Consider the following 13,987-nt stretch of genomic DNA (forward strand, 5'->3'; position numbering starts at 1 on the left):
TCCCGTCAAGGTCGATTGTCGACAATCATCTTTCCGTGACCCGCGTCACCTGTCAAGGGCCGCGGGTCGGTCGCTACTGCGGTTGCAGGTCGGGGTCCAGGCCCAGCGCGACGGCAGTCGCCGCCTCCGCGCCGGAACGCGTCGCGTCCTCGATCGTGCCGCTGACCTCGGCGAAGTAGTCACCGGCGAGCTGGACGGGGTTCGCGCGGTCAGCGTTGTGCCGCAGCACTGCGTCGAAGTCGCCGTGCGGCGCGTGCCAGCAGTTCCCGTACCGCCACCGCTGCACGACGGTCTCTGCGACGCGGCCCTGGAGCTGCGGGTACACGCGCAGGAGGTCCTGGGTGAAGCGCTGCGCGATCTCGGCGTCGGCGAGGGGCAGCAGCTCGGCGGCGGGGCCGCCGCCCGCGTAGCACATCAGGCTGCCGCCGTTCGTGCGCGCGGCCTGGCCCCGCAAGGGGTTCGCGTGGTTGAAGAGCATGTTGAACGACCGGCCCGGCGTGAGCAGCGCGTAGAGGTCGTCCCACGGCATCGGGCCCTGCTCCGTGGTCAGCACGGCCATCGACACGAACGACCCGTAGCTCACCGACGCCAGGGACCGGTCGACCTCGCGCGGCAGGCCCCGGACGAGGGTGCGGGCGACGGGCGCGGGGGTCGCCACGACGACGCGCCGGGCCGCGACCTTGGTAGGCCCGTCGGCGGTCTCGTAGTGGACGACCGCGCCGTCGCCGTCCGGCTCGACCGAGGTGACCCGGGCACCGACCACGACGCGGTCGCCGAGCCGGCGGCGTACAGCCTCGCCGAGCCGACCCGACCCGCCCAGCAGGTTGACGGGACCACTGCCCGACTTGGCGGCCCAGTTGGCCGCGAAGAGCTGGAGGCCCGCGGCCGCGCTCAGCTCGTCCATCTCGCCGGGAGCCCGGCGGGCGGCCGTCGTGAAGATCGCGTCGACCTTGCCGGGAAGCCGGCCCAGGAGCTCACGGAACGTGCGGTCGCGCTCGAAGCGCGAGACGCGCGCGCGGCGCTGCGTCTCGGACTCTCCCGGCTTCGGGCGTGACTCGGCGAGGTACTGCATGACCTTCCAGCGCACCGTCAGCCCGGCTCGCACCAGGGCGGCCCGCTCGCGCACCGAGAGGGGGAGCGTGAACGGGTAGCTCTCGATCCGACGGGCGTCGTAGACCTTGCCGTCCAGGCTCAGCGCGGTCTTCGAGCCGGGGATCGCGACCGTCTCGAGGCCCAGCTCCTCGATCAGGCGGCGTACTCGCGCGCCTTCGGCGGGGAACATGTGCCCGCCGAGGTTCAGCCAGTAGTCGCCGCGGGCGTGGGACTTGAGTCGGCCGCCGAGTACGTCGTTCTCCTCCAGCAGCAGCACGTCCCGGTCGCGCAGCTGCCAGGCCGCGGCCATGCCGGCGGCGCCGCCGCCGACGACCACCACGTCGCGCCGACCGTCGCTCATCGCGTGGCCCCGTTCACGTCGTCGAGGGTGCGGACCGGGCAGCCGCGCTCGTACACGGCGTCGAGGATGCCCGTGCTCAGCTCGTCCACCACCTGCTCGCGGTCGGCCGGCCGCCGCTCCCCCGTCGGGAGCCCGAGCGAGGCCAGGACGGCCGGCGACATGAAGTACGCGCCGACGGCGACGAGCGAGACCTGCTCGAACGACGCGGGGTCGGCGTCCGCGAGGGTCGACAGGCTCTCCCAGGTCGGCTCGTCCGGCAGCGCCTCGATCGCCGCGGGCAGGGCCCGGCCCTCGCCCACGGCGGCGGCCGCCACCTGAACCAGCTCGTCGTAGTCGGGAAGCACGTCGGCCGCGGGCGACTCGGCGTGGCCGGGGAGCAGCACGGCGGCGGCCGCCCGGATCCGGGCGACCTGCTCCCGCGTGAGCGTGCTGGGGCGCGTCATGCGGGCACCCGCTGGTCGCGCGCGGTCTCGGCCACGTGGGTCGCCGTGCGCAGCGACATGGCGGCGATGGTCGCGGTGGGGTTCACCGAGCCTCCGGTCACCATCACGCTCCCGTCCACGATGAAGAGGTTCGGTACGTCGTGCGCCCGGCCCCACGCGTCGACGACGGAGGTGGCGGGGTCGTCGCCCATCCGCGCCGTGCCGAGCAGGTGGCCGGACTCGGTCAGCGGAGCGGTCAGCGTGCGGGTCGCCCCTGCGGCTTCGTGCGCCTCGACCATGCGCGCGTTCATGAAGTCGACCATCCGGTCGGCGTTCTCGTCGCGCCGGTAGTCCAGCTTCGCGCCCGGCAGACCACTGCTGTCGGTCGCCGCGCGGTCGAGGCTGACGGTGTTGGACTCGGCCGGCAGGTCGTCGATGACGCCGGACCAGATCATCGACCGGCCCGTGTAGCTCGCGAGCTCGTGGACGTGCCTGCCCCACCTCGCGTCGAAGGAGTGCTCCTGCAGGTGGTCGAGGACGTGCAGCACGCCCAGCGGCGGCATCAGCGCCCACTTGGCGCCTCGGAGGAAGCCCCGCGAGGCGTCGGTGTCGGCGAACTCCAGGGAGTAGATGAGCTGTCCGGCCGGCCCGTACCAGGCCGCCAGCTCCTCCTCGTACGTGCCCAGCACGCTGTTGACCGGGTGCAGCATCAGGTTCTTGCCGACCAGGCCGCTGGAGTTGGCGAGCCCGTCGGGATGCTGGTCGTCGGACATCAGCAGGATCCGCGGCGTCCCGATGCCGTTGCCGGCCAGCACGACGGCGTTCGCCTCGATCCGGCGCTCGCGGCCCTCGACGTCGATCCAGACGGCGCCGTTGGCCAGGCCCTGGCGGTCGACGGTGATGCGGGCGACGCGGGCGCCGGTGACCAGCTTGGCCCCGGCGGCGGTGGCGTGCGGCCAGTAGGCGAGGTCGAACGACGCCTTCGCGCCGACCGGGCACCCGCGCTCGCACAGTCCCCAGCGGACGCACTGCCCCATGTTCTTGAAGGCCGTCGACGGGATGGCGTTCGCGCCCGGCCACCAGTGCCAGCCGAGCTTGTTCATGCCCTGCGCCATCTGGATGCCGCCCGGCCCGATCGGGTGCGGGGGCAGCGGGTAGTCGTGCTCGGGGTACGCCGGGTCGCCGCCCAGACCGGAGACGCCGATGAACCGGTCGACCTGGTCGTAGTACGGCGCCAGGTCCTCGTAGCCGATCGGCCAGTCGTCGCAGATCCCGTCGACGCTGCGCACCCGGAAGTCGCTCGGCAGCAGCCGCATCCAGTGCGCGCCGTAGAAGACCGAGCCGCCGCCCACGCCGTTGAACATGATCGGGTCGGCGTCGGCGTCGTCGACGTTCAACGGGTAGTCGGCGCGGCCTTGGCGCTCGTTCGGCCACACCGACCACTGGCCGCGCGTCAGTAGCTCGAACTCCGGTTTGGTGCCGGGCATGTCCCCCGGGTTCACCCAGTCGCCCTGCTCGAGGCAGACGACCGAGAAGCCGCGCGAGGCCAGGGTGTGCGACGCGACGGCGCCGCCGGGGCCGGCGCCCACGACGAGGACGTCCAGGCGGCTCGTCGACAACTCGTTCATCGGCCGTCCAGCCTCTCCAGCGCCTCGGCGAGCGCCGTACGCTCCTCGTCGGTCGGCATCAGGTACGGCGCCCGCACGTCGCCGACGTCCACGCCGCGCAGCCGCGTGGCCAGCTTCACCGCGGCGACGTAGTTCTCGGACTCGCCGATGAAGCGCAGGAACGGACGCAGCCGCCCCCAGGCCGCGTCGAGGTCGTCGCCGACGTCGCGGCGGTAGCAGAGGTCGAGCACTTCGACGATCAGCTCGGGCACCACGTTGCCGGCACCGAGCACGGCGCCGTGCGCACCGGCGAGCACGGCCGGCGCCAGCTGGTCGTCCCACCCGGTGTAGACGGCGAAGTCGGCCGTGCGCGACCACGCGACCAGGTCGCCGAGGAGGGTGGCGTCGCTCGAGCTGTGCTTGATCGCGCTGACGTTGGGCAGCTCGGCCAGCTGCTGGACCTGTCCCAGGTCCATCACACCGGCCGCGTGCGTGTTGTAGAGCATGATCGGCACGGAGACCGCGGCGTCCACCTCCTCGTAGAACGCCCGCTTCTCGCGCCAGTTGACCGCCTCGCCGAACGGCGCCGGGAGCAGCACCCCGGTCGCGCCGATCTTCTCGGCGTCCTGGCTGAGGCGTACGGCGTCCCGGGTGGCGAGCGCTCCGGTCTGCACGACGAACGGCAGCCGACCGTCCAGGACGTCGGCGACGGTGTGCACCAGCAGCGACCGCTCGTCGTACGTCAGGACGCCGTGCTCGCCGGTGCCTCCGGCCACGAGCACGCCGGCGACGCCCGCCCCGACCTGGCGCTCCACGAGCGCCCGGGTGGCGTCGACGTCGATGCCCTCGTCCTTCATCGGGGTCACCAGCGCGGTGACCAGCCCCCGGGGCCAGGCGTGTCGACTCATCGGTGCTCCTCGGGTACGGGATCGACGCGGTATGTACAAACGTACATTCATGGGTGCGGAGACGTCAACGGTCGACCGACGACAAGCTCGGGACCGTCAGCCGAGGAGGCGCCGCAGGACGTCCTCGACGTCGGCCCGGGTGGGCATGCCATGGATGAAGGCCCGCACGAACATGCCGTCGACCACCAGGGCCACGGCCAGGGCGACGACCGGGTCGACGTGCTGGGAGAGCACGGCCGGGAAGGCGTCGTCCCACTGCTGGCTCAACGAGCTGAGCTGCGGCCGGCGCAGCGCAGCCAGGTAGAGCTCGTGCTCGACGACCGTCCGGCCCCAGTGGTGCGTGAGCGCCTGCATCACGTAGTCGGCGACGGCGCGGACGAGGTCGGTGTCCGGGCCGAGGGTCCGGGCCCAGGCCTCGAGCTCGACGTCGGTGGCCCGCTTGGCCTCCACGATGGCGGCGGCGAGCAGGTCGTCGAGGGTCGCGTAGTGGTAGGTCGTGGAGCCGAGCGGGATCCCGGCCACGGCGGCGACGCGTCGGTGCGTGAGTCCCTCGACGCCTCTCTCGGCCACCACCTCGAGCGCGGCCAGGGCGATGCGGAGCGGCCGGTCCGGGTCCACCGTCCCCTTCGGCACGAGCACAGACCCTACAGCGACGACCCGGAGGCACGGCCCGGGTCGAGGACCGGGTCGAGGACGGGGTCGAGGACGGGGTCGAGGCCGGGCTCGGGCGCCAGCGCCGGCGCCAGGAAGGCGGCCACGAGCACCAGACCCAGGGGCACGAGCAGCGCGACGCGCAGGCCGAAGTCCTCCCCGATGACGCCCAACGCCGGCGGGCCGACCAGGAAGGCGAGGTAGCCCATCGTGGTCACGAACGACACCCGGGCCGCCGCGCCCTCACTCGTGTCGCCCGCCGCCGACACCGCGACGGGGAAGCCGAGGGACAGCCCGAGGCCCCACAGCAGGACGCCCGCCGAGGCCACCAGGCGGTCGTCGACGAGGGCGATGCAGCCGATGCCCACCACGGCGGCGCACGCACTGGACCGGAGCACCGACGCCCGCCCGTACCGGTCCAGGAACCACCCGCCGCCGAACCGCCCGACGGTCATGGCCATGGCGAAGGCGGCGAAGACGAAGGAGCCCAGGGCCGCGCTCATGCCGTGGCCGTCCACCATGACCAGCGGCAGCCAGTCGGTGGCCGCGCCCTCCGCGAGGGCCATCGCCAGGACGACGACGCCGATCATGACGACCCGGCGGTCCCGCCAGGGCCGCGCTCCCGGCCGCAGCGACCCGACCCGACCGGTGCCTCGCGCGCTGCGGCCGGTGTCCGGGGACAGGTGTCGCGCCTGGGACAGCAGGACCGGCGCCCCCACCACACCGACCACGACCAGGTGCGCGACCACCGGGACGTCCCCGACGTTGCACGCCACCCCGGCGAGGGCACCCACGACGGTCCCCAGGCTGAAGCAGCCGTGCATGGCCGGCAGCACCGACGTACCTGCGGCCCTCTCGATGGCAGCACCCTCGGCGTTGATGGCGATCTCGCTGCCGCCCATGCCCAGGCCGAAGAGACCCAGGCCGACGGCCACGACGACGCCCGCACCGAGCTCGGCGCCCATCCCGACCACCGGCATGCTGACGACGATGCAGCCCATGCCGGCGGTGGTCACGCCGCGGGCACCGAAGCGGCGCAGCAGCGCGGCCGAGGCCAGGATGCCGGCCATCGAGCCGACCGAGACGCCGAACAGCACGAAGCCCATCTGCTCGGTCGACGCCCGGACCAGGTCGCGGATGTCCGGCGTGCGCGCGACCCAGGACGAGATGGCCAGCCCGGGCAGACCGAAGAGCGCGCACACGGCTCGCCGTCGCCGCCTCAGCCCCCGAGAGGCTCCGCAGGCATTCATATGTACAAACGTACATCCAACCCTGAGGTCGCGCCTCTGCCGTCTCAGCTGATCGTGGCGTGCCCGCAGGACCGGCGCTCCTGCGCAGGGGTGCGCCCGTCACCCCCGGCGACCAGGCGCGCCACCGGGTCCACGGCGCCGCCGTCGCGGAGCACCCCGACGATGTGCACAGCCGCGATGCTCCACACGTCCAGCGTGACGCCCAGCGGCAGCAGCGAACGCGTCTCGGCGATCGCCTCCTGCTCGCCGGCGCGCAGCACGACGCGGGTGCCGGGCGCGACCGCGTTGGCCGCGATGGCGACCGCGATGTTGTCGTTCTCGTCGGAGCCGACCGCCGCCAGCGCCAGGGCGCGACGCAGACCCACGCGCTCCAGCACTCCGCGGTCGCCACCGTGGCCGGACACGACCGGGAGGCGGAGCGCACGGGCGACGTGCAGCTGCGGCGCGGCGGGGTCGCGCTCGACGCCGACCACCGGGACGCCGAGGCCACGCAGCTCGGTGCAGAGCCGGATGCCGACCTGCCCCATGCCCACCACGATCACGTGGTCGCGCCGCGGGGCGCTGCGAGAGCCCAGGAGGGCGATCAGACCGGGCTCGAGCAGCCGGTCCACCAACCCGGCCGTGAACAGCGCGGTGAAGCCGACGCACATCAGCATGGCGACCGCGGAGAAGATGGCGTACGCCGTGGACGCCTCGGTGGGACCCGGCCCGACGGTGGCCACCACCCGCGCGGCCTCGAGGAAGGCGGCGCTGGCGCTGTGGCGCCCGTCGACCATCAGCCAGGCGAAGTCGACGACCAGCACGGTCAGCAGGCCGAACAGCCCGCCCAGCATCAGGTGCGCGCTGAGGTCCTGGACGCCGAGCCGCAGGACGAGCTGACCCAGGGACCGGCGCATGCCCGAGACGACCCCGCCCTGCGACCGGCGGGGGACGGTGCGGAGCCGGCGCCGACCCCCCGAGTCGACCACCTGGTGCTCGACGCCGTTGGCCTCCCAGGCCGCGACCACGTCGCGGCCCAGGCAGGGCCCGGCCAGCAGGGGCGCGGCGATCGCCGCCGGGGACGTGACGACGGCCTGCGGCAGCAGCGACGACACGTGGTCGGCGATCGTGCGGTCGAAGATCGTCACGACCGTCCGGACGTCGGGGTCGAGGTGCGCGATCGCGAGCGCGTAGCGGACGGCGAGCACGTCGTCGTGGACCACGACGGCCACGGCGGCCGGTCGGTTCAGGACCGCCTCGGCCAGACAGTCGTCGGCCGGCTCGACGAGGTGGTCGACCGGCTCCGCCGCCGTACCGAGCTCGTGGCAGATGCGCCGTGACAGCACGGTGTCGCCGATGACCAGGTAACCGGCGCGACGCATGGCCCATCGTCCCGGACACGGTGCCCCAGCCGGCGGGGCTGTCCACGGGGTGGGAGGGCGTCAGGCGCTGGGCAGGCCCTTCACGTACGCCGCCTGGCCGAGGTGCTGGAAGTCGTCGCCCACCACGCTGACCAGCCGGACGCCGAGCGTGACCGGCGGGTCCCACGAGGTGTCGACGACGCGGTCCAGGTCGTCGGGGGCGAGGCCCTTCACGTACCCGAGGGTCGCCTCGGTCACGGCGTCGGCGTAGCCGGCCAGCAGCTCGGCGGTCGCGGCGAAGGCGCCGACGTCGGCCGAGGACTGGGCATAGCCGGTCGCCGCGTCGTCGTAGGCAAGCGCGAACCGTCCTGCGAAGCCCTGGGCCGTCCAGACCTGCTCGGTGCCCGCCACGTCGGCGACGTGGTCGTCCTGGACGCGGAACGAGTGCCAGACCAGCCAGCCGATCGGGTTGGCGTCCGGCCCGGGTCGGTGGGCGAGGGCGTCGTCGTCGAGACCGTCGAGCACCCGGTAGGCGAGGCCGCGGATGCGTCCGAAGGCGTCGGTCAGTAGGTCAGCCGGGGTCATGTCGTGCACGGTAGCCCTGCCAGGATGAGGCGCGTGCCGGGCCGCTTCGAGATCGTCGCGCGCCGCCGGCCGGTCCGTCTCGTCGCGCCGGGGTTCGTCCAGGTGCACGCGGAAGGGCCGGGGACGTGGGCAGTGCCGCAGCCGGCGCCGTACGTCGCCGCGACGGCCGTCGGGGCCGGCGAGGTCGTCCTGGGCGCGGGCGACGCGGAGCTCGCGGTCGAGCTGGCCGGCGACGTGATCAGCCTGCGCGTCACGACGGCCGGCCGGACGACCCGGCACCGCAGCCGCCGGTTCGGCCGGCTGCCGCACGCCCCCGAGGAGCTCGGGATCACCGTCACCGGCACCTGGCTCACGGCCTTCGCGCGCGAGGCCGGGCGCTGGGTGGCCAGCGCCAGGTACGACCTGAGGGAACGGCTGGACGTCCGCGACGAGGCGTTCTGTGCGGACCTGCACGTGTCGACGACCGGCGGTGGTGCCGTCGAGGCCGGAGCGTTCGGCCAGCTGGGCCTGCGCGACGTACGCCTGGTCACCGAGGTCGACGGCACACCGGTTCGCGACGGACCACGCCTCCTGCTCACCGCGACGCACGCGGGCCCGGGCTTCTTCGACACCGCGCACACCGGCGTCTGGAGCCTGGACCCCGACGAGTGGCGGCTCGAGCACCGTGCCGACCTGTTCTTCCGGCGGCCCGAGAAGCCCGGGGTGTACGGCGACAACGCGACGCACCTGGTGCGCGACGGGGCGTCGGACGGGGCCGGGTGGCTGGTCGCCACCAGCACCTGGGGCGACTTCAGCCGGGCGGACAAGGACGCCGCGGTCACCACCACGATCGCCCGGTCGGACGCCGACCTGACGCGCGGCCGCCACGTCCTCGACACCCGGGCCCTGCGGCTGCCGACCACGGGCCTGCGCTCGGTCGGCACCTGGGACCCGCACCTGGTCCGCTCGGGCGACTCCTGGCTGGTCGCGTTCGTCACGGCGTCGAGGTTCTTCCGCTTCCACCCCGCACTGGCGGCCGGGCCCGACCTCGACAGCCTCGAGCTGGTGGCCGCCGACCCGAGCCGGACCGCGACCGAGGGACCGACACTCGCGAAGCTCGACGGCGAGTGGCGGCTGCTCGCCAGCGACGGCCGCGACGGACCGCGCGAGCGGCGGATGACCTTTCCCGTCTTCGACCTCGCCCTGGAGCAGGTCGGGACCCTCGATGCGCCGTACCCCACCAACCTGCCGTGGCCGACCATCGTCGAGACCGACAGCGGGTGGGCGCTCGTGACGTTCGACGGCACCCGCGCCGGCGGCGACCTCGTGGGCTACGGCACCCACGGCGACGTCGTCGTCGCTACAGCTTCACGATGAGCAGCGGCTGCACGGTCTTGCGCGCCTGGTGGATGCGGGACTTGACCGTGCCGAGCGGCAGGTCCATCAGCAGCGCGATCTCGTTGTAGTCGAGCTCCTGGATGTCGCGCAGCACCAGGGCCTCGACCAGCAGCGGGTGGGTCGCGCCGAGGACCTCGAGGGCGTCGAGGAGGTCGAGCCGGCTGCCGGCGATGACGCTCGTGGTGCGCGGGTCCGCGCTCACCGGCAGCTCGTCGCTGGGCAGCTCGGAGGAGCGGCGCTTGAGCGAGCGGTACGTCGAGCGGGCGCTGTTGGCCGCCACCGCGTGCAGCCAGGTCGTGAACTTCGAGCGCCCCGCGAACGTGTGGATCCGGGTCGCGACGAGCATCAGGGCGTCCTGGCACGCCTCCTCGGCATCCTGCGGGTAGAGGAGCATCCGGCCGCAGATCCGGCGCACCCGCGGCTGGATGAGCGCGAGCAGCTGGTCCAGGGCGTCCTTGTCCCCATCGGCGGCTCGCAACGCGAGCGCGTCGATGTCGACGTCCTGGTTGGGGTCCTGCTCCTGCACCACGCGACTCCCCCGAGGGTCAGCCAACCGGGTGGACCCGGTCGGGTGAGGGCACAATACCGAGCGTGTCCCTCCCCGAACGCCTTGGTCGGCTGCATCGCGTCGACCGTCTCGGCGTCGGCGGCTTCTCCTCGGTCTGGCTGTTCCGGGACGACGAGCTGCGATCGGACGTCGCGGTGAAGGCGCTCGCGGACAACTGGTCGCAGCGCGAGGACATCCGTGAACGGTTCCTGGAGGAGGCCCGGATCCTCCGCGCGTCGGACAGCGACCACGTCGTGCGCGTGTACGACATCGGCGAGGCCGACGGCACGCCGTACTTCGTGATGACGTACGCCGACCGCGGCACGGTCGCCGACCTGCTCACCGAGGGTCGGCTCCCGCTGGAGCGCGTGGTCCCCATCGTCATGCAGGCCGGCGACGGTCTCGCGGTGCTGCACGCCAGGGGCGTCGTGCACCGCGACATCAAGCCGCAGAACCTCCTGCTCGCCAGCGACGGGCTGGGCCGCGAGCGGGTGATGGTCGCCGACCTGGGCGTCGCCAAGGCCCTCATCCATGCCAGCGGGCTGACCCAGGTGGTCGGCACCCCGGCGTACATGGCCCCCGAGCAGGCCATCGGCGGCGGGATCGACGAGCGCGCCGACGTGCACGGGCTGGCGGCCGTGGCCTACCACCTGCTCACCGGTCACGTCGCCCGCAGCGGCGGCGTCCGCGACCTGACGACGGCCAAGCTGCCGCCTCCGCCCTCGGCGTTCGTGGAGGTCTCGCCCGACGTCGACGAGGCGATCCTGCGCGGGCTGGAGCCGGACCGCGACGACCGCTGGCCCGACATCGCCTCCTTCGTGGAGGCACTCACCGCGGCCGCGCCCGAGGCAGTGCCGACCACCACGGTCCTCGGCCTGCGCCCGCAGCCGCCGGCCGGGCCGCGCCGGCGTCCCAGCAGCGAGCTCCCGGCGGTCCTCCTGGCCGTGCTGTGCCTGGTGGTGGCGCTGGCGATGTTCGGGGCCTCGTACGCCGTTGTGTCGATGCTCGAGTAGCCGGGGGCCTACGCTGGAGGTCGCGCTCCACGCCTGCGATCCAGGCCGCGGCGCGAGCCACCTCATCCTCGCCGCCCACCCTCGCGGCTCGCACGAGAAAGTGGTCGCCCATGACCGACGTCTTCGAAGCCAGCGCCGAGCACGAGCAGGTCGTCTTCTGCCACGACGCCGCCTCCGGCCTCCGCGCGATCATCGCGCTCCACAGCACGGCACTCGGTCCCGGTCTGGGCGGCACCCGCTTCTACCCGTACGCCAGCACGGACGACGCCCTGCGCGACGTGCTCAACCTCTCCCGTGGCATGACCTACAAGAACGCACTCGCCGGCCTCGACCTCGGCGGCGGCAAGGCCGTCATCATCGGCGACCCGGCGACCGGCAAGACCGAGCAGCTGCTGCGGGCCTACGGACGGTTCGTGCAGTCGCTGAACGGCCGCTACTACACGGCGTGCGACGTCGGCACCTACTCCGAGGACATGGACGTCGTGGCCCGCGAGAGCCGCTTCGTCACCGGTCGCACCACGGCCCACGGCGGCGCCGGCGACTCGTCGGTGCTCACGGCGTACGGCGTGTTCCAGGGCATGCGCGCCTCGGCCGAGACCATCTGGGGCGAGCCCACGCTCGCCGGCCGGATCGTCGGCATCGCGGGCGTCGGCAAGGTCGGCCGGCACCTGGTGCGGCACCTGACCGAGGACGGCGCGACCGTCGTGGTCACCGACGTGAACGCCGACGCCGTGCTGCGGGTCCGCGAGGAGTTCCCGGCCGTGAAGGTGGTCGCGTCGACCGACGCCCTGCTGGCCGAGCAGCTCGACGTGTACTCCCCCAACGCGCTGGGAGGTGCGCTCACCGACGACGTGGTGGAGACGCTGACGGCCCGCATCGTCTGCGGCGGCGCCAACAACCAGCTCGCGCACACCGGCGTCGAGAAGCGGCTCGAGGAGCGCGGCATCCTCTACGCGCCCGACTACTGCGTGAACTCCGGAGGCGTGATCCAGGTCGCCGACGAGCTCGAGGGCTTCTCCTTCGAGCGCGCCCAGCAGCGGGCCAGCGGCATCTTCGAGACGACGCGCCGGGTCTTCGCGCTGGCCAAGTCCGACGGCGTGCCCCCGGCGATCGCCGCGGACCGGCTGGCCGAGCGTCGCATCCGCGAGGTGGGACGCCTGCGGGGCGTCTACCTGGGATGAGCAGCTGAGCACGAGCAACGAGCGCTCGGCGTGGGCTCAGCCAGGTCGAGCAAGCGACACGACCGAGGAACGGGGTCGCGCGAGCGCGTCGAGACCCGGTGACGTGCCTGGTTCAGAACCGACAGCTCAGTCCCGGCGCGGCTCGGCGTAGTCGGACCACTGGTCGAGGTCCGGACCGTCGTCCTGCTCCTCGGAGTCCGGCTCGTCGCCGTGGAGCTCCTTCGCGAGCGCCCCGAAGTCCGTCTCGTGTGTGCGGTACTTCAGGTCGCGGGCGACCTTCGTCTGCTTCGCCTTGGCTCGGCCGCGCCCCATAGGGTCGACCCCCTCGCACTTGGCCGGGGCTCACGCGTCGAGCGGGCTCACCGGTCTGATCGGTCTCTGTCGTAGGCGCAACGCTACCTGGTGCCGGGCTGTTCCTGCACACGACGTCCGGAAATCCGAGCCAAGTCCCCGCGAGCGTGCGAGCGGGGGGCTAGATGAGCGAGGAGATTGAGGAGGTCCGGCGACACCGGAGCGCAGCGACGGGATCGCCGAACCGTCTCGAAATCTGCTGCGAGCGGAGCCGGGGCTCACCAGCCGGGGTGCTGCCCGACCAGGTCGACGGTGCCACCCGGGCCCTCGGCACGGGTCACCTCGCCGGCCACCCACGCCCGTACGTCGTGGCTCGCGAGCGCAGCCACCGCGCGGTCGGCGTCGTCAGGCGCGACCACCGCGACCATGCCGACGCCGCAGTTGAGGGTCTGCTCCAGGTCGGCCTGGTCGACCTGCCCGACCGTCCTGACCAGGTCGAACACCGGCGCGGGCGTCCAGGTCGAGCGGTCGATGGTGACCGCGACCTCCACCGGGAGCACGCGGGCGAGGTTGGCCGCGAGGCCCCCGCCCGTCACGTGGGACATGGCGTGCACCCCGGACGTGTCCGCCAGCCGGTCGGCCAGGTCGAGGCAGGCCTTGGCGTAGATCCGGGTGGGCTCGAGGAGCTCCTCGCCGAGGGTGCGGCCCAGCTCGGGCACGTCCCGGTCCAGCCGCCAGCCGGCCGTGGTGAGGAGCACGTGGCGCACCAGGGAGTAGCCGTTGGAGTGCAGCCCGCTGGACTCCATCGCGACGACCGCGTCGCCGGGACGCACGCGGCCGGGGCCGAGCAGCCGGGACGCCTCGACCACGCCCGTGGTGGAGCCGGCCACGTCGTACTCGTCCGGCTCCAGCAGCCCGGGGTGCTCGGCGGTCTCGCCGCCGATGAGCGCGCAGCCGGCCTCGACGCAGGCCTCGGCGATGCCCTTGACGATCGCCGCGATCCGCTCGGGGACCACCCGGCCGGTGGCGATGTAGTCGGTGAGGAAGAGCGGCTCCGCCCCGCACACCACCAGGTCGTCGACGAGCATCCCGACCAGGTCGAACCCGATGGTGTCGTGCTTGTCCATCGCCTGCGCGATGGCCACCTTGGTGCCCACGCCGTCGGCGGAGGTGGCGAGCAGCGGCTGGTCGTAGGCCTTCAGCGCCGACGCGTCGAACAGCCCGGCGAAGCCGCCGATGCCACCGATCACCTCGGGCCGGCGGGCCTTCTCGACCCAGGTGCGCATCAGCTCGACGGCCTTGTCGCCGGCCTCGATGGAGACGCCGGCGGCGGCGTACGCGTCGGTCATCGCGGTCCTGTCG

Annotated in this window: 14 protein-coding genes; 3 read left to right on the forward strand and 11 right to left on the reverse strand. The window is 73.3% G+C overall.

Annotated elements, in window-relative coordinates; all coding sequences use genetic code 11:
- Window positions 1–73 precede the first annotated feature (73 nt).
- From ISU07_RS00700 to ISU07_RS00735, 8 genes are all read right to left on the reverse strand, one after another.
- Window positions 74–1,453: an NAD(P)/FAD-dependent oxidoreductase gene (locus ISU07_RS00700; RefSeq protein ID WP_194704836.1), complete on the reverse strand. Its 1,380-nt coding sequence runs from the start codon at window positions 1,451–1,453 to the stop codon at window positions 74–76.
- A complete protein-coding gene (locus ISU07_RS00705) occupies window positions 1,450–1,896 on the reverse strand; it encodes a hypothetical protein (RefSeq protein ID WP_194704837.1) in 447 nt (148 codons plus the stop codon). The genes ISU07_RS00700 and ISU07_RS00705 overlap by 4 nt, the downstream gene beginning before the upstream one ends.
- Window positions 1,893–3,503 carry a GMC family oxidoreductase gene (locus ISU07_RS00710; protein ID WP_194704838.1) on the reverse strand — a complete coding sequence of 537 codons (1,611 nt, stop codon included), beginning with the start codon at window positions 3,501–3,503 and terminating at the stop codon, window positions 1,893–1,895. The genes ISU07_RS00705 and ISU07_RS00710 overlap by 4 nt, the downstream gene beginning before the upstream one ends.
- The gene (locus ISU07_RS00715) at window positions 3,500–4,390 is read right to left on the reverse strand and encodes a dihydrodipicolinate synthase family protein (protein ID WP_194704839.1); all 891 of its coding nucleotides are present in this window, start codon (window positions 4,388–4,390) and stop codon (window positions 3,500–3,502) included. Before ISU07_RS00715 ends, ISU07_RS00710 begins: the two co-directional genes overlap by 4 nt.
- Before the next feature lie 96 nt (window positions 4,391–4,486).
- Window positions 4,487–5,023 carry a TetR/AcrR family transcriptional regulator gene (locus ISU07_RS00720; protein WP_194704840.1) on the reverse strand — a complete coding sequence of 179 codons (537 nt, stop codon included), beginning with the start codon at window positions 5,021–5,023 and terminating at the stop codon, window positions 4,487–4,489.
- Between the two features lie 11 nt (window positions 5,024–5,034).
- A complete protein-coding gene (locus tag ISU07_RS00725) occupies window positions 5,035–6,243 on the reverse strand; it encodes an MFS transporter (protein ID WP_323742345.1) in 1,209 nt (402 codons plus the stop codon).
- A 92-nt stretch (window positions 6,244–6,335) separates the two neighbouring features.
- Complete coding sequence (locus ISU07_RS00730; protein ID WP_194704842.1) at window positions 6,336–7,652, reverse strand: NAD-binding protein; 1,317 nt, start codon at window positions 7,650–7,652, stop codon at window positions 6,336–6,338.
- Window positions 7,653–7,712: 60 nt separating this feature from the next.
- Window positions 7,713–8,216, reverse strand: coding sequence for a mycothiol transferase (locus tag ISU07_RS00735; RefSeq protein ID WP_194704843.1), 504 nt, complete (start codon window positions 8,214–8,216; stop codon window positions 7,713–7,715).
- A gap of 33 nt (window positions 8,217–8,249) precedes the next feature.
- Between ISU07_RS00735 and ISU07_RS00740 the strand changes: the two genes are divergently transcribed.
- On the forward strand, window positions 8,250–9,572 hold the full coding sequence (locus ISU07_RS00740) for a hypothetical protein (RefSeq protein ID WP_228521070.1): 1,323 nt from the start codon (window positions 8,250–8,252) through the stop codon (window positions 9,570–9,572).
- Here the strand turns inward: ISU07_RS00740 and ISU07_RS00745 are convergent.
- Window positions 9,556–10,122: an RNA polymerase sigma factor gene (locus ISU07_RS00745; protein ID WP_194704845.1), complete on the reverse strand. Its 567-nt coding sequence runs from the start codon at window positions 10,120–10,122 to the stop codon at window positions 9,556–9,558. The two genes, ISU07_RS00740 and ISU07_RS00745, sit on opposite strands and share 17 nt — an antisense overlap.
- Before the next feature lie 62 nt (window positions 10,123–10,184).
- Between ISU07_RS00745 and ISU07_RS00750 the strand changes: the two genes are divergently transcribed.
- Together ISU07_RS00750 and ISU07_RS00755 are read left to right on the forward strand one after the other, a co-directional pair.
- Entirely contained in the window at window positions 10,185–11,153 is a 969-nt protein-coding gene (locus ISU07_RS00750; RefSeq protein ID WP_194704846.1) for a serine/threonine-protein kinase, read from the forward strand.
- A 110-nt stretch (window positions 11,154–11,263) separates the two neighbouring features.
- On the forward strand, window positions 11,264–12,334 hold the full coding sequence (locus ISU07_RS00755) for a Glu/Leu/Phe/Val dehydrogenase dimerization domain-containing protein (protein WP_194704847.1): 1,071 nt from the start codon (window positions 11,264–11,266) through the stop codon (window positions 12,332–12,334).
- A 126-nt stretch (window positions 12,335–12,460) separates the two neighbouring features.
- On the opposite strand, the gene ISU07_RS00760 is transcribed toward ISU07_RS00755, so the two are convergent.
- Window positions 12,461–12,646 carry a DUF3073 domain-containing protein gene (locus ISU07_RS00760; protein WP_194704848.1) on the reverse strand — a complete coding sequence of 62 codons (186 nt, stop codon included), beginning with the start codon at window positions 12,644–12,646 and terminating at the stop codon, window positions 12,461–12,463.
- 257 nt (window positions 12,647–12,903) lie between these two features.
- Window positions 12,904–13,974, reverse strand: coding sequence for a phosphoribosylformylglycinamidine cyclo-ligase (gene purM, locus ISU07_RS00765; protein WP_194704849.1), 1,071 nt, complete (start codon window positions 13,972–13,974; stop codon window positions 12,904–12,906).
- Window positions 13,975–13,987: the final 13 nt, after the last annotated feature.

The sequence above is a fragment of the Nocardioides islandensis genome (genome assembly GCF_015352455.1).
In the GTDB taxonomy this organism is placed as follows: domain Bacteria; phylum Actinomycetota; class Actinomycetes; order Propionibacteriales; family Nocardioidaceae; genus Nocardioides; species Nocardioides islandensis.

What these genes read in the sequence shown, in the direction of transcription:
- ISU07_RS00700 (WP_194704836.1), bottom strand. Translation starts at nt 1,453, where the DNA reads ATGAGCGACGGTCGGCGCGACGTGGTGGTCGTCGGCGGCGGCGCCGCC.
- ISU07_RS00705 (WP_194704837.1), bottom strand. Translation starts at nt 1,896, where the DNA reads ATGACGCGCCCCAGCACGCTCACGCGGGAGCAGGTCGCCCGGATCCGG.
- ISU07_RS00710 (WP_194704838.1), bottom strand. Translation starts at nt 3,503, where the DNA reads ATGAACGAGTTGTCGACGAGCCGCCTGGACGTCCTCGTCGTGGGCGCC.
- ISU07_RS00715 (WP_194704839.1), bottom strand. Translation starts at nt 4,390, where the DNA reads ATGAGTCGACACGCCTGGCCCCGGGGGCTGGTCACCGCGCTGGTGACC.
- ISU07_RS00730 (WP_194704842.1), bottom strand. Translation starts at nt 7,652, where the DNA reads ATGCGTCGCGCCGGTTACCTGGTCATCGGCGACACCGTGCTGTCACGG.
- ISU07_RS00735 (WP_194704843.1), bottom strand. Translation starts at nt 8,216, where the DNA reads ATGACCCCGGCTGACCTACTGACCGACGCCTTCGGACGCATCCGCGGC.
- ISU07_RS00755 (WP_194704847.1), top strand. Translation starts at nt 11,264, where the DNA reads ATGACCGACGTCTTCGAAGCCAGCGCCGAGCACGAGCAGGTCGTCTTC.
- ISU07_RS00760 (WP_194704848.1), bottom strand. Translation starts at nt 12,646, where the DNA reads ATGGGGCGCGGCCGAGCCAAGGCGAAGCAGACGAAGGTCGCCCGCGAC.
- purM (WP_194704849.1), bottom strand. Translation starts at nt 13,974, where the DNA reads ATGACCGACGCGTACGCCGCCGCCGGCGTCTCCATCGAGGCCGGCGAC.